Origin of the sequence: Pseudarthrobacter cremeus (genome assembly GCF_051857465.1) — a bacterium.
GTDB lineage: Bacteria > Actinomycetota > Actinomycetes > Actinomycetales > Micrococcaceae > Arthrobacter.
This window is the reverse complement of record NZ_JBPZHC010000002.1, coordinates 241,687-259,699: the sequence shown is the minus strand read 5'-3', so window position 1 is coordinate 259,699 and position 18,013 is coordinate 241,687. Positions and strand designations below refer to the sequence as shown.

Sequence of the window (18,013 nt, the reverse complement as noted above, 5' to 3'; positions counted from 1 at the left end):
ATGTTCCTTAAACCTCCGCCACCGGCGCCGCGAACTGCGCCTCGTACAGCCGCGCGTAAGCACCGCCCGCAGCCAGTAGCGAGGCGTGCGTCCCCTGTTCCACGATCTGCCCGGCCTCCATGACCAGGATGAGGTCGGCGTCGCGGATCGTGGACAGGCGGTGCGCGATCACAAACGAAGTCCGGTCAGACCGCAAAGCACGCATCGCCTTCTGCACCAGCACCTCGGTCCGGGTGTCCACGGAAGACGTCGCCTCGTCAAGGATCAGCACCGACGGCCGGGCCAGGAACGCCCGCGCAATCGTCAGCAGCTGCTTCTCCCCCGCTGATACGTTGCCACCCTCGTCCTCCAACACCGTGTCGTACCCCTCAGGCAGCGAACGCACAAACCGGTCCACGTACGTCGCCGTCGCCGCCTCCATGATCTCCGCCTCGGTAGCCGTGGGCCGCCCATACGCGATGTTGTCCCGGATGGTCCCGCCGAACAGCCACGTATCCTGCAGCACCATGCCCAGCCGCGAGCGCAGCTCACGCCGCGGCACCGAGGTGATGTCCACGCCGTCGAGCGTTATCCGCCCGGCATCAATCTCATAGAACCGCATCATCAGGTTCACCAGAGTGGTCTTCCCCGCACCGGTCGGCCCCACAATCGCCACCGTCTGCCCCGGCTCCGCCACCAGCGACAACGAAGAAATCAGCGGCTTGTCCGGCGAATACGAGAAAGAAACAGACTCAAACACCAGCCGCCCCCGCCCCGCACCATCAGCCGAAACCCCAGAAACAGGATCCGGCGACTGCTCCTCCTCATCCAGCAGCGAGAACACCCGCTCCGCGGACGCCACCCCGGACTGCAGCAGGTTGGCCATGGACCCCAGCTGCGCCAGCGGCATGGTGAACTGCCGCGAGTACTGGATGAACGCCTGCACATCGCCCAGCTGCATGGCCCCGGACGCCACCTGCAGCCCGCCCACCACCGCGATCCCCACGTACACCAGGTTCCCGATGAACGTCATGGCCGGCATGATCAGCCCGGAAATGAACTGCGCACCGAAACTCGCCTCATACAGCTCCACGTTCTTCTGCCGGAACCGCTCCTCCACCTCACGCTGCCGGCCGAACACCTTCACCAGCGCATGCCCGGTGTACGTCTCCTCGATCTGACCATTTAACTCACCTGTGTGCTTCCACTGCGCCACAAACAGCTTCTGCGAGCGCTTGGCAATCAGCGCGGTGACCCCCAGCGTCAGCGGCACGGTCACCAGCGCGATCAGGGCCAGCGTGGGCGAGAGGATCACCATCATCACCAGCACACCCACCACCGTCAGCACCGACGTGACGGCCTGGCTGATGGACTGCTGCAGGGACTGGGAGATGTTGTCCACATCGTTCGTGACCCGGCTCAGCAGCTCGCCGCGCTGGATCGAATCGAAATACCGCAGCGGCAGCCGGTGGATCTTCGCCTCGATCTCCTCGCGCAGCCCGAACACCGTCCGCTGCACCACCCCGTTCAGCACATACGCCTGCACCCACATAAACGCCGACGCCAGCACATACAGCACCAGCGCCCACGCCAGCACGCTGGACAGCGCCGTAAAGTCGATCCCCGTGCCGGGCGTCAGGGCCATGGGCGTGAGCATGTCCGCCTTCTGGTTCTCCCCCGCGGCCCGCAGCATGGCGATCAGCTGCTCCTTGGTCACGCCGGCGGGCAGCTGCTTGGACACCACCCCGGCGAAAATCAGGTTGGTGCCCTCGCCCAGCAGCCGCGGCCCGATCACCGAGAGCGTCACGCTCGCCACGCCCATCACCAGCACCAGCAGCAGCCACGCCCGCTCCGGCCGCAGCGTGCCCGCCAGCCGTTTGGCCGACGGCCAGAAGTTCATCGCCTTCTCCGCCGGCACATTCATCCCGGCGAACGGTCCGCCGCGTCCGGGCCCGCCTGCCGGACGGGGGATGCGTACGACGTCGGCAGTCCCGGTTTTCGCGGCCGGCGCGGTTCCTCCCGGGGCGGCAGGGGTGTGGGAACCAGTTCCCGACGGCGGCCGGTGCGGGGTGCTCATACCGTCTCCTCCGCTGACAGTTGGGAGGAGACGATCTCGCGGTACGTCTCCGAGGTCTCCAGCAGCTCGTGGTGAGTTCCGTGCCCCACGATTCTGCCGCCGTCGAGCACCAATATCTGGTCCGCGTCCACGATGCTGGAGACGCGCTGGGCGATGATCACCAGCGTGGCGCCGGCGGTGCTGCGCTTGAGGGCCCGGCGGAGGCGGGCATCCGTGCCGGTGTCCAGCGAGGAGAACGAATCGTCAAAAATGTAGAGCTCGGGCCGTTTCACCAGTGCCCGGGCGATGGCCAGCCGCTGACGCTGGCCGCCGGAGACGTTGGTGCCGCCCTGGGAAATGGGCGCATCGAGCCCGCCTTCCATTTCCTCCACGAAGTCGCGGGCCTGGGCGATTTCCAGCGCCTCCCAGAGCTCGTCCTCGGTGGCGTCCGGCTTGCCGTACTGCAGGTTGCTGCGGACGGTGCCGGTGAACAGGTAGGGCCGCTGCGGGACCAGGCCGATGTGCCCCCAGAGCAGGTCGGGGTGCAGCTCGCGCACGTCCACCCCGTCGATCCGCACCGAGCCGGAGGTGGCGTCGAACAGCCGCGGCATCAGGTTCACCAGGGTGGTCTTGCCGGAGCCGGTGCTGCCGATGATCGCCGTCGTCTGCCCGGCCCTGGCGGTGAAGTTAAGTCCGGTGAGGACAGGCTGATCGGCACCCGGGTAGGCGAATCCGGCGTCGACCATTTCCAGCTCACCGCGGCGCACGGCACTGCTGCGGGGATGCTCAGGCGGCCGGACGCTGGACTCAGTGCCCAGCACCTCGCCGATCCGGTCTGCCGAGACCGCGGCGCGCGGGATCATCACTGCCATGAAGGTGGCCATCATGACGGACATCAGGATCTGCATCAGGTAGCTCAGGAACGCGATGAGGGTGCCCACCTGCATGGAGCCGTCCTCGATCCGGAACGAACCGAACCAGATCACGGCCACGGACGAGATGTTCAGCACCAGCATCACCACGGGGAAGGCGAGCGCCATCAGGCGGCCGGCACGCAGCGCAGTGTCCGTGACGTCGTCGTTCGCCTGGGCGAAGCGGGCGGTCTCGATGTCCTCGCGGACGAACGCGCGCACCACGCGGATGCCGGTCAGCTGCTCACGGAGCACCCGGTTCACGGTGTCGATCCGCTTCTGCATCTTCCGGAACAGCGGCACCATCCGGACGATGATGAGCCCGACGGCGATCAGCAGCACCGGCACGGCGACGGCGATCAGCCAGGACAGCTGCACGTCCTGCCGGACGGCCATGATCACGCCGCCAATGGCCAGCATGGGCGCGGACACCATCATGGTGGCGCCCATCAGGACCAGCTGCTGGACCTGCTGGACATCGTTGGTGGAGCGGGTGATCAGGCTGGGCGCGCCGAACCTGGTGACTTCCTGCTCCGAGAACCCGCCCACGCGGGAGAAGATGGCGCCTCTGAGGTCCCTTCCGGTGCCCATCGCGGCCTTCGCGGCGAAGTACACGGCGATCACGGCGCAGATGATCTGCAGGAGCGTGATCGCCAGCATCAGGCCGCCCAGGTTGAGGATGACCCCGGTGTCCCCCTTGGCCACGCCCTCGTCGATGATGTCCGCGTTCAGCGTGGGCAGGTACAGCGACGCGATGGACTGCGCCAGCTGGAAAACCACGACGGCGATCAGCAGCTGCCGGTGCGGCCGCAGGTATTCAACAAGCAGTTTCCAGAGCATCCGGGCTCCTGATCCAAGGCTCACATAACGTGATGCGAAGGTCAGTTTACGTCCGGAAGCTGGGGATTCATCCGGGTGGGCTACGGGAAATTAGGCCGGTTCTCCCAGAGCGTAGCGGGTTGATCATGTTCCCGCCGGGAGCCCGTCGCCGCGTCAACATGCCGCTCTTAGTTGATGTCCTCGTCAACCCAGTCCATGGACTTCGTGACTGCCTTTTTCCAGAGCCGCAGTTGGCGCTCCCGTTCGGCCTGGTCGAGCTGTGGTTCCCAGCGTTTGTCCTCGGACCAGTTGGCTGACAATTCGCCCAAGTCCTTCCAGAACCCGACGGCGAGACCGGCAGCGTAAGCGGCGCCGAGGGCGGTCGTTTCAACCACCCTGGGCCGGATGACCGGCACGCCAAGGATGTCGGCCTGGAACTGCATCAGCGCCTCGTTGGCCACCATGCCGCCGTCGACCTTCAAGTCGGTAAGCGGCACGCCGGTGTCTGCGTTCACGGCGTCCAGCACCTCGCGCGTCTGGAACGCTGTGGCTTCCAGCGCTGCCCGGGCGATGTGATTCTTGGTGGCGAACCGCGTCAGGCCCACGATGGCGCCGCGGGCATCGGACCGCCAATAGGGGGCGAACAGGCCGGAGAACGCCGGCACGAAGTACACCCCGCCGTTGTCCTTCACGGCCGCGGCGAGCGTTTCCACCTCGGCCGCGTTCCTGATCATTCCCAGGTTGTCCCGCAGCCACTGGATCAGCGATCCGGTGACGGCAATGGAGCCCTCCAGCGCGTAGTGCGGCGCAGCGTCCCCCAGTTTGTAGCCGACGGTGGTCAGCAGCCCGTTCCCGGAATGGACAATCTCCTCACCGGTGTTGAAGATCAGGAAGCACCCGGTGCCATACGTGTTCTTGGCCTCCCCCGCCTTGAACGCCGCCTGGCCGAAGGTGGCCGCCTGCTGATCGCCGAGGATACCGGCCACCGGAACTTCCCGCAGCAGCTGGGACGTGTGGACGCTGCCGTACACCTCGGAGGAAGACCTGATCTCCGGCAACATGCTCCGTGGGACACCGAAGATGTCAAGGATTTCGTTGTCCCATTCGAGTGTCTCGAGGTCCATGAACAAGGTCCGCGAGGCATTGGTGACATCCGTGATGTGCACCCCGCCGTCCACTCCCCCGGTGAGGTTCCACAGCACCCAGGAATCGGTGGTGCCGAACAGCAGATCGCCGGCCTCGGCCCTGTCCCGGGCGCCGTCCACATTGTCCAGGATCCACTTAATCTTGGTACCGGAGAAGTAGGTGGCCAACGGCAGCCCCACCTTCTTCTTGAACCGCTCCAGCCCACCGTCCCTGGCCAACCCGTCCACGATGTCCTGTGTCCTGGTGTCCTGCCAGACAATCGCGTTGTAAACGGCCTCACCCGTGGTCCTGTCCCACACCACTGCGGTCTCACGCTGGTTGGTGATTCCGACGGCGGCGATATCGTGCCGCGTCACGTTCGCCTTCGACAGGGCGGAGCCGATGACCTCACGGGTGTTGGTCCAGATCTCGGCAGGGTTGTGCTCCACCCACCCCGCCCGCGGGAAGATCTGCTCGTGTTCCATCTGCCCGGAGGAAACGATGCTTCCGGAGTGGTCAAAGATGATCGCGCGGGTGCTGGTGGTCCCCTGGTCGATCGCGATTACGTACTGGTTCATGGTGACGTCCTTGTCTGGTGATCGCTTTTCATACTATGGGCCGCGGCCTTCCGGGCGGGCGGCCAGGCTTAAGCAACCAGGCTGTGAATTTCTACCCGGTGGAACCGCTTCAGTACGTCCTGGGCATGCCGGATCTCACTGGCGCGGGCCGCCGCGTCCCACTTCAGGGAAGCGCCCAGTACCTCAGCTGCTTCGTTCAGGAGTTCGCCGGTCACAAGTCCCCGGAAGGCAAGGGAGGTCCGGCGGATGAGGACATCCGCCAGGTGCCCCACCTGCTCATGGGCGGCCATGAACTCCAGCTCGCGCACGCTGAGCTCGTGGGTCGAATGCAGAAGCCGGTCCGGCCCGGCGTCGAGGTATTCCATGACTTCTTCCGCCCGTGTTCCGTAGCGGGTCAGCAGTCCGGCGGTGCGGTCCGCGTCCCGCCCTGCGGTCATGTGTGCCTTGATCCACTCCTGCACGCCCGCTTCATCAGCGGGGAAGCCGGCCCCGCCGCCGATGGCCAGCCGGGCTGTGGATACTTTTCGTGTCATGCCGAGTTCTGTCAGGACATCGTTGGTCATGTGTTCGGCCAGCGCGCGGAAGGTGGTCCATTTGCCGCCTACCAGGCTCAGTACGACGGCGCCCGTTCCGTTGTCCTTCGGTCCGCGCCTTTCGATGCGGTAATCGCGTGAGACGAATCCCGGCTGGGCTGCATCGTGCCGGGGCAGAGGCCGCACCCCGGAGAACGTGTACACGATCTGCTCCCGGTTCACTGGAATGGTGGGGAACACGTGGCCGATCAGGTCGAAAAAGTACTTGATTTCCTCGTCGGTGCAGACGGCGTCCTCCGCCATGTCTGCATAAACGTCGGTGGTGCCTACCAGGACCCGGTCTCCCATCGGGTAGATGAGGACGATGCGGCCATCGGTGTGTTCGAAGAAGATTTCCCGGCCCCGGCACGCGTCCAGGAGTTCCGGGTTGTCCAGGACGATGTGTGAGCCTTTCGTGCCACCCATGAATGACGAGGCTGTTCCCATGGCGTCGTTGGTGAGGTCCACCCAGGCGCCGGTGGTGTTCACAATGACGTCCGCGGTGAAGTCAAAGTCCTCCCCGGTCAGTTCGTCACGCAGGCGAACGGTGCCGCCCCTGCCGGTACCGGCATTGGGCTCTGCGGTCATGGATTGCAGGGAAACGTAGTTGCTGGCCCTGGCGCTGCTGCTCTGGCCGATGGACGAACCGGCCCGGCCCGCCTTTTCGCCGTCCTGCAGCACGTCAAGGGTGAGCCGTTCGGGGTTATGCACGGAAGCATCGAAATATGTGGCGGCGTACTTTACGTCGGGGCGCAGGCTGGGTAGTTCGGCCAGGGCGCGTTTGCGGCCGGCGAACTGGTGCCGCGGCACCGTGCCGCCGTCCCTGGAGAAGGAGTCATAGAGGCTCAGGCCGAGCTTGATGAGGAACGCGCCACGCTCCTTCGGCTTACCCTGCTGCTTATGGGTGAGAAACCGCGCCGGTGCTGAAAGAACACCCGAAAAGGTGCTGAAAATGGGGATGGTGGTCTGCAGCGGCTTCACGTAATGCGGTGCGATCCGCAGCAGCCGGTTGCGTTCCGCCACGGATTCCTGGACCAGGCGGAACTCGCCGTTTTCCAGGTAGCGGATGCCGCCGTGGATCATATGGGAGGAAGCTCCGCTGGCGCCTTGGCAATAGTCCCCGCGCTCAACGAGGGCCACGTCAACGCCCTGCAAGGCAAGGTCCCGGAAAGTGCCCACCCCGTTGATGCCGCCGCCCACCACCAGCACCCGTGCGTGCGGCCGACGCCGCAGGTTTTTTACCGATTCCCGCCAGGCTGCGCTGGCAGACGGACGCGCGGTTGGATCTTTGGGCACCAAAACGACTCCTTCAAAAATGTGGGATGCGGGCCACCCTGCTGTGGGCCGCCCTTCACCTCTATTGTTTGAAGTATTGAAAATTGGAGTCAATGGCTATGCACGAATGTGCAGAATGGACATGTGATGGACCCTCTTCTTGACCCCAGCCGGCATATGGAGGCCCTCCGGGCTGCACAAATGTACTACCTGCAGGACCTCACCATGGATGCAATCGCCAGGGAGCTCAGGACCTCGCGTTCCACGGTTTCCCGGCTGCTGTCCGCCGCGCGCAGCTCCGGCTTGGTCCAGATCCAGATCCGCAACCCCCTGGATACGGGCCCCGAACTTGCGGGGCGGATTCGCCGGAGGTACGACGTGGACGTGCACGTGGTTCCGGTACTCGAAACACTCAATGAGGCGGAGACCCTTGACCGTGTGGCCAAGCAGGCGGCGCGTACCATCGGACCGCTGGTCGATTCGAATGCGACCATCGGCGTGGCCTGGGGTTCCACTCTCAGTGCCGTCAGCCGCCACCTGGCGAAGAAGAGCACGCACGACAGCGTCATCGTGCAGTTGAACGGTGCGGGGAACATGCACACGACGGGCATCACCTACGCGAGTGACATCATGCGCCGCTTCGGCACTGCCTATGACGCCAGGGTGGAGCAGTTTCCGGTGCCGGCGTTCTTTGACCACGCGGCCACCAAGACAGCCATGTGGAACGAACGCAGCATCCAGCGGATTCTCGAGCTTCAGGCGAAGATGACCATGGCGGTCTTCGGCGTGGGTTCAGTGGATGCTGACTATCCCAGCCACGTCTATTCCGGCGGGTACCTGGACGAATCGGACCTGAACATCCTTGCCACCTCGGATGTGGTGGGCGACGTTGCAACGGTCTTTTTCCGCGGCGACGGCTCCTCCGACGGCATCGTCCTCAATGAGCGTTCCACCGGTCCTTCGCTTTCCCAGCTCAGGCAGGTCCGGCGCAGAATCTGCGTGGTGTCCGGGGCTTCCAAGATCAACGGTTTGCGGGGCGCCCTGGCGGCCGGGCTTGCCACGGACCTGATCCTGGATGAGGCAACCGCCCGGCATCTGATCACTTTCGACGACGGCGCCTGACGAGCAGCTGCGCCGAAGACGCCCCTCCAGTGGAAAACTGTCAAAGAATGTCGGAATTCCAACTTTTGCTGATCGGATTCCCCCATTTGGCGTTAGGCCCGTCGTCATCTTCAGGACGCTGGTTTTGTGCACGATGGTCAGCTGCTTGGACCGGGACCGGGCGAGCCGGAACGCGGTGTTGGGCGATGAGTTCGGTCGCGGCGCGGGTGATGTTGCCGTGTGAGATGGCAACGTCCGGGGTGGGCGTGAATGCCGCGTTGACGTAACCCCGGTCACAGGCATATCCTTGATGAAACGATTCAAGGGAAAGGGCTTTCCGAGTCCCTGGACCCCTCAAGGTCACGTCGACCACCATACGGAATGAACAGTTCCGGTTCTTTGCCAAAGACGACGAAGGAAATTATCAACATGAGCACCATCCCCGGCGAAAGCCGCCCCATCCCCGAAGCCAGCGCGGGCCTGCGGGATCCGAAGAAAGCCGCGATGAGCGGCTGGATCGGAAGCGCGCTTGAGTACTACGATTTCGCGCTGTATTCCTTGGCGGCGACGCTGATCTTCCCCGCCATCTTCTTCCCGTCCGAGAACAAGACCGTGGCCATCATCGCCTCGCTCGCAACCTACGCAGTGGGTTATGTTTCCCGTCCGATCGGCGCGGTTGTCCTGGGCGCCTACGGTGACCGGCACGGCCGCAAGCAGGTGCTCGTCTTTGCCATGCTGCTGATGGGCTTCGCTACCTTCGCCGTCGGCCTTCTGCCCACCTACGGACAGGTTGGTGCCTTGGCACCGGTCCTGCTGGTGATCCTCCGCCTGATCCAGGGCTTCGCCGTCGCCGGCGAACTGGGCGGAGCCAGCGCGATGATCGTCGAGCACTCCCCCGACGCCCGGCGCGGCTTCTTCGCAAGCTTCAGTCTGCAGGGCACCCAGGTGGGCTCCATCCTTGCCACCGCCGTGCTGCTTCCCCTCGCAGCCATCCTCCCCGCCGACCAGTTCCAGTCCTGGGGCTGGCGCATCCCGTTCCTGCTCAGCGCCTTCGTGATCCTGGCCGGCTACTTTATCCGCCGTCGCGTGCAGGAGCCGCCTTCATACCTGGCCCAGGCCAAGGCGGGCAAAACGAAGCCCCGGTTCCCCCTGGCTGACCTCGTCCGCAGCCACCCCTGGGTACTGGTCCGCTGTGTCATCATGACGTTTACCAACGTGATCGGCATGGCAACGCTCATCTTCGGCGTCTCCTACGCCACCCAGACGGGCTACGGCAACGGCTTCACCAGCAGCGAATTCCTCTGGGTGACCCTCGTGGCCAACGTGGCCGCAGTAGTGACCATCCCGCTCTTCGGCGCACTGTCCGACAGGATCGGCCGGCGGATGCTGATGGTGGCCGGCGGCATCGGCGGTGGCGTCCTGGCCGGCGGTTACCTGTGGGCCATCGAGCAGGGGAGCCTGGCACTTGTCTTCGTTTGCATCGTGATCGTCCAAGGCATCTTCTTCCAGATGTGGAACGCGACCTTTGCCACGTTCTTCCAGGAGCAGTTCCCCATGCGGATCCGCGTGACAGGGTTCGCGGTGTCGCAGAACCTGGGCCTCATGATCGCATCGTTCTTCCCGAGCATCTTCACGGCGATCGCTCCTCCGGGATCCACCAACGTCCCCCTGGTTATCGGGCTGACAACGTTCGGCATCTGCGCCGTCGCCGCCCTGGCCACCCTCCTGTCCCCCGACACCAAGGGCAAGTCGCTTGATGACCTCGAGGCCCACAAGGCCGATTCGCAATCATTGACCAGCCCCGAAGCACAGGATTTCGGGCAGCTTCGCGAAGCCGCCCCGGCGAAGGTGCGGGTCTAGCGGCTCGATGCCGCCCTGGGGCGCGCTCACTGGAGTGGCACCCACGGCGAAAGCGGTCGACGGCGGGACTTCCCGCCGTCGGCCGCTTTCGTTTAGCACTGGAACCAGAGGAAAAGCCCCTCCCCTGCGGAGCGCGCTCATGGTCAAATAGGAGGGTTGAACCGGCCGCCCGAGTCCGTCCACGGCCTCGGCCATATGGAAGGAAGCACATGAGCGATAGCCAGGAACACCCTCCGGTCCCCACCCCGGGAAGCGCCCAGGGCCTGGACAGCAAGGTTGAGGGTGGCTGCCCGGTTGCCCACGACAGCGCGACGTCCCGCGGCAGCGAGAGTGAAAACCCTGCCATCGACTCGCCGGAGCCCAAGGCGCACCGGCCGCGGACCGTCGCAGACTGGTGGCCAAACCAGCTCGATCTCAGCGTTCTCCACGCACACCAGCCAGCGGGCAACCCGCTTGGCTCCACGTACAGTTACCGCGAAGAATTCCAAAAGCTCGACGTCGAGGCGCTCAAGCAGGACATCATCCAGGTCCTGACCACCTCCCAGGACTGGTGGCCCGCCGACTTCGGCCACTACGGCGGCCTGATGATCCGGCTGAGCTGGCACGCCGCCGGCACCTACCGCGTCCACGATGGCCGCGGCGGCGCAGGGGACGGCAGCCAGCGGTTCGCGCCGCTCAACAGCTGGCCGGACAACGCCAACCTGGACAAGGCCCGGCGGCTGCTGTGGCCCGTCAAGCAGAAGTACGGCCAGAAACTCTCGTGGGCCGACCTGTTGGTCCTGGCGGGCAACGTGGCCCTCGAATCCATGGGCTTCAAGACCTTTGGTTTCGCGTTCGGCCGCGAGGACGTGTGGGAGCCCGAGGAAATCTTCTGGGGCCCTGAGGACACCTGGCTCGGCGACGAACGCTATATCGGCGAAGGCCAAATGGCGGAGGAGGTCGGCTCCACAGAGATGGGCCTGATTTACGTCAACCCCGAGGGGCCCATGGGCAACCCGGATCCCAAACTCGCAGCAGCGTTCATCCGCGAGACCTTCAAGCGCATGGCGATGAACGACGAAGAAACGTTCGCGCTGATCGCCGGCGGGCACACCTTCGGCAAGACCCACGGCGCCGCTGTGGCCGACGATTACGTCGGCCCCGAGCCGGAGGGCGCCGATCTGGAGAACCAGGGGCTGGGCTGGCTCAGTACTTACGGCAGCGGCAAGGGCGGCGACACCATCACGTCAGGCCTCGAAGTCACCTGGACTGACAAGCCCACCCAGTGGAGCAACCGATTCCTGGAGATCCTGTTCGAGTACGAGTGGGAGCTCGTGACGAGCCCCGGCGGCGCGCACCAGTGGGTCGCCAAGGACGCCCCGGAGATCATCCCGGACGCGCACGATCCGTCGAAGAAACACCGCCCCACCATGCTGACCACAGACCTGTCGCTGCGCGTCGACCCGATCTACGGCGAGATAGGGCGGCGCTTCCTGGCGCATCCGGACGAGTTTGCGCTCGCGTTCGCGAAGGCCTGGTACAAATTGCTCCACCGCGATATGGGTCCCGTCGGTCCGCACATGCTCGGGCCCTGGGTTCCTGCCCCGCAGCTCTGGCAGGACCCTGTCCCGGAGGTGGATCACGAGCTGGTCAACGAGCAGGACATCGCCGGGCTAAAGGCCCAGCTCCTGGACTCGGGCCTGTCCGTCTCGCAGCTGGCCAGCACGGCATGGACCTCGGCGTCCACCTTCCGCAAGACGGACAAACGCGGCGGAGCCAACGGAGCACGGATCCGGCTGGAACCCCAGCGCGGCTGGGAAGCCAGTGAGCCCGAGCAGCTGGGGTCTGCGCTGCAGGCGATCGAGGCGGTGCAGCAGCAGTTCAACTCCGCCCAGACCGGAGGCAAAAAGGTCTCACTTGCTGACCTGATCGTCCTCGGCGGCTGCGCGGCGGTGGAAAAGGCCGCGAAGGACGCCGGCTTCGCCGTCACCGTGCCGTTCCGGCCGGGCCGCACCGACGCTGCCCAGGAGCAGACCGACGTCGAGTCCTTCCAGTACCTGCAGCCGCGGGCGGACGGGTTCCGCAACTACGTGCGTCCCGGAGGAAAGCTCCAGCCGGAGACTCTCCTGCTCGACAAGGCCTACCTGCTGGACCTCTCCGCACCGGAGATGACGGTCCTCGTTGGCGGCATGCGTGCCCTCGGCACCAACCTCGGCGGCTCCGCCCACGGCGTCTTGACCGACAGGCCCCAGGCGCTGACGAATGACTTCTTCGTCAACCTTCTATCCCCCGGCACGAAGTGGAAGGCATCGGAAACGGAGGAGGACGTCTACGAGATCACAGACGTCGCCACCGGCGAGCGGAAATGGACCGCCACCTCGGTGGACCTGGTCTTCGGATCGAACTCCCAGCTCCGGGCGCTGGCCGAGGTCTATGCCAGCGACGACGCCAAGGAGAAGTTCGTCAACGACTTCGTTGCGGCCTGGGTCAAGGTCATGGAGCTCGACCGGTTCGACCTGAACTGACCCCGGCTTAGTCAGCGGCCGCCGGTCCGTTCATGACCAGATGGTTGTGCGCGGGCGTGATGCGGCGTGCCTTCAGCGCGCCCGCCCTCGACCTTGGCGGCGATGCGCTCCACCTCGGCGAGAGATGCGGTCGTTTCCGCCTGCGGCAGGTATTCCATACCCCAGCGGCCGGTGTAGCCGAGGCCGCGAAGAATTCCGAACTGCGCTTCCCAATCGAGCGACCCGGTGCCTGGTTCGTGGCGGCCGGGAGCATCCGCGACCTGCACATGACCGATCAAACCGATGTCCTCACCGATCTCACGCGCCAGGTCCTCGCCCATGACGAGCGCGTGGTACGCGTCCAGCAGTAGGAGCAAGTGCGGTGATCCCACCTCGCGGACTATGTCGAGTCCCTCACGTGTCGAGTCGAGGTAGGTGCCGATGTGGTCAACCCGGGAATTCAGATTCTCCAGCAACAGCGTGACGTCACTGCCCTCCAGCAGTTCGGCGGCACGGGAGAGCACTGAGACGACCGCCGCGTGCTGGTCGGCACGATCGGCGCCTGGCACCTCATGCCCTGCCACCACGACGAGGTTCGGAGCTCCGAGCCGCTGAGCGACGTCGAGTGACTGGCGTACACCGACGAGGTACGCGTCGTGTGTCACCGGATCAGTGAGCTGCAACTGCGGATCCACTACCAGCGACAGAAGCGTCACTCCAGTCTCGTGGAGGGCAGCCCGAATGCCCGCCAGGTCTTTGTCGCGCCAGCCCCAGATCTCGACGGCGTCAATGCCGTGCGCGCCCGCGGCACGGATGCGGTCGGCCGTGGAGTCTCCGGCTTCGGTGAACAGTCATTCCAGGTTGGCCGCGATGGAACTCATCAGGGCATCGTTTCCTTTATCTGCCCTGCCGCATCGGGGCCTGCGGCTTGGTCGTCGTTCTTCATTTCCTTCACCTCGGACTTGATGATTCTCATCGACTGTCCAAGACTTCGAGCCATCGCCGGAAGTTTGGGTGAGGCAAAGAGAAGCAGTGCAACAACAATGATGATGATCATTGGCCAGGGGCCGTCAAAGAGTCTTCCCACGGGCTGGTTCCTTTCTTCGGTACTTCACTGGTGTTTGTTGGACGTTCACAGCTGGCGGCCCGACTCCCGGAATTCCACTTAATAGCGAAGTCCGCGCTTTCACCCGGGCCGAGTCTGTGCAGAGGGGAGAGGACTTCCATCTCCACGAGCCAGGCGTCGGGATGGAACCCGTCCAGCTGGCCAAGGGGTTGCTGGAGCGGCGACTGTGTCCATAGCTCAACACGGGACCCGCCATCAGGATAGAAGGCGTCTTCGTCCACCCTTACGGTCAGTTGCAGAATCCCCCCATCTGCTCCTGACCATGCCACGTGTCCTGTTGCGCTGGGGAAGCCAACCTTCGCCACGCCGGGCGCTACCCGCAACCGGGCAATGCCGTCTGCCACCGAAACTTCCGTCGTACCGGCGTAGCGTCCCAAGTCGATAGGGGGCGCGTCGCTGGAGACTCTAACCTCAACGACCCCACCAGCCGAGGTGTCGGTTTGCACGACCTCCCAGGCGGACCACTGGACTTTCCGATTGGAGATGTTGAGGAAGCGGATGGTTTCGTGAAAGCTTGTTGATTCTGCGGTGAAGGTAAATTCGCGCGTGATGCACAGCCCGGTGCGGGGGTCATGGGGGCTGACCATCGTGACAGTCAACTCCCCAGGTAGCTCCGTCGTGGTGAGTGACCATTGCCCCGAGTCGAGGACCGCGTCGGGCGGTCCGGCCCACTGCTGGTTCCCGTCCCAGCCCTGCGGGGCCGGCCAGGTCTTGGATCCGCCCACGTTCGTCCAGGACGAAAAGCTGCCGTCTACCGCCGGCCAGGCTGATCGTGGGACGAGCGCCCTGAAGGCAGTGTCGAAGATGCGAGGGTTCACCCACAGAAGTTCGTGCCCGTCGACGCGCAATGACAGGAGCCGGCCCCCGACCGAAGGCAGGAAGACAGCGCGCAACGGGCCAGTGTCGACTTCGAGGAGGGCCAAGCCGGGGTCACCGCTGTCCAGGAGCGCCGTTGCCACGGCTTTTGGCGCTGTTGACTCCTTCAACCTGAGTGGCTCAATCGAACTCTTCGGGTGACCATGCGTCGCGCCAGTCGATCCGTGGCACGTCGCCGTCGAAACTGATGGGGAGCCAGACGTACTCGGCAACGCGAAGGTCTGACTGATGCTGGACGGACTCATCTGCTTTTTCCGTGTTCGCATCCCCGCCGCTGAACAGTCGCCGGTAGCGATCGGTTTGGTTGGATTCTTCCGGTGAAAGATCAGGCAGCCAGCGGTCAGCCAGGGCGATGTAGAGGTCACGCTTGTGGGGGTGACGGAAGACGGAACTGATCTGGGTCCGGTATGAGGTCTTACTGGTGTCGCCGGGATGCGGGTCACCCAGGACCGTCCACGGCCCGTGGTAGGTATCGGCCACTGCTACCTCTGAGGCGTTGGGAAAGTATCCCGATGTCCCCGACGTGATGAGGTAGTGCTTGGACCCTCTGCGGAAGTAAGCGGGCGCCTCCCGCACATCCGGCGGGCCCGGCTGCGGAAAGTGGGTTGAGTAGTAGCCGGTAACGTCGGTGAAGTCGGGCGTGAGATCCGCACAGATCATCTCGCTGTGGACCCGCTCGAAGTAGTAGTAAGCCTTGCCATCAGTCGGGTCGACGACGAGATCGAAGTCGCCCGCATTCATTCCCAGGGGCTTAAGGCCGGTGGCGACGATTTCGTAGGGGCCGAGGAGGTGATCTGCCGTTAGAACAGTAGTGCGCTGGTTCAGGCCCTCTCCCATGATTTTGATCCAGCACACGTATTTTCCGGTCTCCGGGTGCTTGATGATGTGTGGGCGGTCAAGCAGTTTGGTGGGGTGCAGCGGGGAGTCAACGTCCTCGGGCGTCGGCGGGATAATCAGGCCGCGGTCCTCCCAGGTGACGAGGTCAGTCGAGGAATAGCAGCGGATCCCCCAGTGCCAGATGCCGGAACCGGGCGCTGTCCGTTCCTTGTTCTCGCCATACCAGTAGAAGACGCCGTCCTCGAAATAGATGTAGCCGGAGTGCGCTTGGATCCGGTTGCCGTTGGTATCGAGCCATGGCTGCCCGGGAAAAATTTTGGACATGTCAGGTCTTTCAGAGTGTGGGTTGGAGCGTGGAACCTGGACTGGGTTTCCACGTAGGTCAGGTGGTGATGGGGTCAAGAATTTCCACGAAATCTGCGTCGAACGGCGCAAGCGTGAAACCGTTCGGATAGTCACGGTCGTACAGAATGCTTCGAGAGTGCTGGCTCGTCGTGATCGGTTTGTCCACTCCATCGAGGTTGACGTAAAGAACATGTGTTTCGTCGATCAATCGCACAAGTACGCCTGGGGGTGCGTCAGGGGCCCGTCGGATGGGCATGCGCTCGATCTCGGCGTCCAGGACGGCGTCGAACAGGGCGCGTCTGGCCGGAAGCCCGAGGTAAATCGCGCGGCCCTCCCCGAACTCGTTGACGGTTACCACCGGGTACTCTCGATCGAGGCCGGCAATCGACGCCGTGGCACTGGCCCCTCGAAGGTGGACCTCGTCGAAGCGTGGCGCTTCGGTCCGGATCCGCGCTTCACCGAAGATGATGTCCAGGAAGTTGCCAGCCACCCGCCCCGAGGTCAGCTGGTTGAGCAGCGCCGTTTCCTGGTACCCACCGAGCCGCACCCCGAAGACATCATCGAGGAGGCCCGGCCGTGCGGTACTCAAGACCTGGCCGGTGGAGTCTGCAAAGGCGGAGTAGGACGTCATGATGGCGGTTCCACCTCGTGCAACGAACCTGCGGATGTTGGCAGCGGAGACTTCGTCGATGAGGGCAGCCCCTGGTATGACGAGGATTCTGTAGCCCTGCAGCGTACTGCGGCTGAGGTCGATCACCCGCTGGTCCAGGTTGCGCTCGAGTACCGCGTTGAAACAGGTTTGGAGCTGCTGGTCGTGCTTTTCCGGGAAGGACGCGCTCGCGAGCTGGCTGTCGAAAGAGAACGCCAAGGCAATCTCGGCCCGGGGGCGGTACGGAAACCCGAAGTTTTCGATCTTGCCGAATTCTTCCGCGATCTGACGGTACTCGTCGTACTTCCGGTTGGGCTCGCCGTCCCAATCCACCATCCCCTGCAGGTATTGTTCTTCGCCGCCGCGCATAGACTGCCAGGTCCACCCACAGACCATCTGGTTTCCGGAGAGGAGTGATGCGTACGCGGTTTTTCGCACGGAACCTGGAACTGCTGTCATGGTGGTGAACTCTGTGCACCAGAACGGAGTCTCGTTTTCGAACTGGATCCGTGCAAGCCCCAGAAGAGCTTCGTAAAGCCCCTCGTTGTTTACGATCGAATAGCCAGGATAAAACCCCATCCCGCCCCGGCTCATCCGGCCGGTATAGGCGATCTCCGCGTAGTCGAAGTAACGCGCATCTTCTTTGTAGTACCAGGCATTCGTGGTGAGGAGTGCTCCGGGAGCATTCTGCTCGGTCCGTCCCATGACGGAAAGCAGGAACTCGTTTATCTCGTCCGATACGAAGCGGCGGAAGTCGAGTACCCGCTCCGGTGCACCATCGATTGCCCCCGATCTCGGCAGTCCGATCTCGTTGAAGTCCCCGATGCGACGCGACCACCGCTGCCCGGCCCAGGAACGGTTGAGGTTCCCGACATTCCCATACTTCTTACGGAGCCAGCCGATGAAGCGGGACCGAACCGACTCACTGTAGGAATACGGACCATCCCCCGGCTCATTGTCGATACCGAAAGCCAGGAGCGCAGGGTGATCAGCATAGCGAAGCGTCAGTTTGTCAGTGAAGCGTAGAGCGTGTTCCCGGTAGGCCGGATCGCCGACGTCGACCATATAGCGCGTGTTGGCATACAGCCGGTTGCCGCTCGAGTCCGTGATGTCAATGGTGGGGTGCTTCCGGTGCAGCCACAGCGGCGCGGGACGCACCGCGATATCTAGGATCACTCCGATCCCCGCGCCGTGCATCAGATCCATAACGCGGTCGAACCACTCAAACTCGAACCGCCCGTCCTCGGGTTCGTAGCTGTCCCATGCGAGGTGCCCGAGCCTGACAACTGTGAGACCTGCCGCTGACATCATGCTGATGTCACGCTCCCACTGTTCCGGGGCTGAGTCATGGGGATGGTAGTTGGCGCCGACGTAAAGATGGGGGGAATCCACGGGTGGGTACGGGGGTTTGGTCACGATGT

11 protein-coding genes and 1 pseudogene are annotated in these 18,013 nt (G+C 64.1%); 3 read left to right on the top strand and 9 right to left on the bottom strand.

Annotated features, from left to right (window positions below; genetic code table 11):
* Window positions 1-7 precede the first annotated feature (7 nt).
* The 4 genes from ACS5PJ_RS04885 to ACS5PJ_RS04870 all read right to left on the bottom strand — a co-directional run bounded on the left by ACS5PJ_RS04885 (window position 8) and on the right by ACS5PJ_RS04870 (window position 7,339).
* Window positions 8-2,056, bottom strand: coding sequence for an ABC transporter ATP-binding protein (locus ACS5PJ_RS04885; protein ID WP_439433786.1), 2,049 nt, complete (start codon window positions 2,054-2,056; stop codon window positions 8-10).
* Window positions 2,053-3,786 (bottom strand): ABC transporter ATP-binding protein, encoded by a 1,734-nt coding sequence (locus tag ACS5PJ_RS04880; protein ID WP_439433785.1) that lies wholly within the window; start codon window positions 3,784-3,786, stop codon window positions 2,053-2,055. The genes ACS5PJ_RS04885 and ACS5PJ_RS04880 overlap by 4 nt, the downstream gene beginning before the upstream one ends.
* Before the next feature lie 167 nt (window positions 3,787-3,953).
* A complete protein-coding gene (gene glpK, locus ACS5PJ_RS04875) occupies window positions 3,954-5,468 on the bottom strand; it encodes a glycerol kinase GlpK (protein WP_439433784.1) in 1,515 nt (504 codons plus the stop codon).
* A gap of 68 nt (window positions 5,469-5,536) precedes the next feature.
* Window positions 5,537-7,339 (bottom strand): glycerol-3-phosphate dehydrogenase/oxidase, encoded by a 1,803-nt coding sequence (locus tag ACS5PJ_RS04870; RefSeq protein ID WP_439433783.1) that lies wholly within the window; start codon window positions 7,337-7,339, stop codon window positions 5,537-5,539.
* A 123-nt stretch (window positions 7,340-7,462) separates the two neighbouring features.
* Here ACS5PJ_RS04870 and ACS5PJ_RS04865 point away from each other — a divergent pair, with 123 nt between their 5' ends.
* From ACS5PJ_RS04865 to katG, 3 genes are all read left to right on the top strand, one after another.
* Window positions 7,463-8,437 (top strand): sugar-binding transcriptional regulator, encoded by a 975-nt coding sequence (locus tag ACS5PJ_RS04865; protein WP_439433782.1) that lies wholly within the window; start codon window positions 7,463-7,465, stop codon window positions 8,435-8,437.
* A 408-nt stretch (window positions 8,438-8,845) separates the two neighbouring features.
* Window positions 8,846-10,276: an MFS transporter gene (locus ACS5PJ_RS04860; protein ID WP_439433781.1), complete on the top strand. Its 1,431-nt coding sequence runs from the start codon at window positions 8,846-8,848 to the stop codon at window positions 10,274-10,276.
* 209 nt (window positions 10,277-10,485) lie between these two features.
* Entirely contained in the window at window positions 10,486-12,780 is a 2,295-nt protein-coding gene (katG, locus tag ACS5PJ_RS04855) for a catalase/peroxidase HPI (RefSeq protein ID WP_439433780.1), read from the top strand.
* A gap of 11 nt (window positions 12,781-12,791) precedes the next feature.
* Here katG and ACS5PJ_RS04850 read toward each other — a convergent pair whose 3' ends face one another.
* The 5 genes and pseudogenes from ACS5PJ_RS04850 to ACS5PJ_RS04830 form a co-directional block, all read right to left on the bottom strand.
* Window positions 12,792-13,574, bottom strand: coding sequence for a TIM barrel protein (locus ACS5PJ_RS04850; protein WP_439434114.1), 783 nt, complete (start codon window positions 13,572-13,574; stop codon window positions 12,792-12,794).
* Window positions 13,575-13,645: 71 nt separating this feature from the next.
* Window positions 13,646-13,846 (bottom strand): annotated as a pseudogene (gene tatA / locus ACS5PJ_RS04845) (Sec-independent protein translocase subunit TatA); the annotation flags it as partial.
* Window positions 13,813-14,871 (bottom strand): hypothetical protein, encoded by a 1,059-nt coding sequence (locus tag ACS5PJ_RS04840; protein WP_439433779.1) that lies wholly within the window; start codon window positions 14,869-14,871, stop codon window positions 13,813-13,815. The gene ACS5PJ_RS04840 and the pseudogene tatA, both read right to left, overlap by 34 nt.
* A gap of 10 nt (window positions 14,872-14,881) precedes the next feature.
* Window positions 14,882-15,922, bottom strand: coding sequence for a family 43 glycosylhydrolase (locus ACS5PJ_RS04835; RefSeq protein ID WP_439433778.1), 1,041 nt, complete (start codon window positions 15,920-15,922; stop codon window positions 14,882-14,884).
* Window positions 15,923-15,980: 58 nt separating this feature from the next.
* The gene (locus tag ACS5PJ_RS04830) at window positions 15,981-18,008 is read right to left on the bottom strand and encodes a beta-galactosidase (RefSeq protein WP_439433777.1); all 2,028 of its coding nucleotides are present in this window, start codon (window positions 18,006-18,008) and stop codon (window positions 15,981-15,983) included.
* Between the last annotated feature and the right edge of the window lie 5 nt (window positions 18,009-18,013).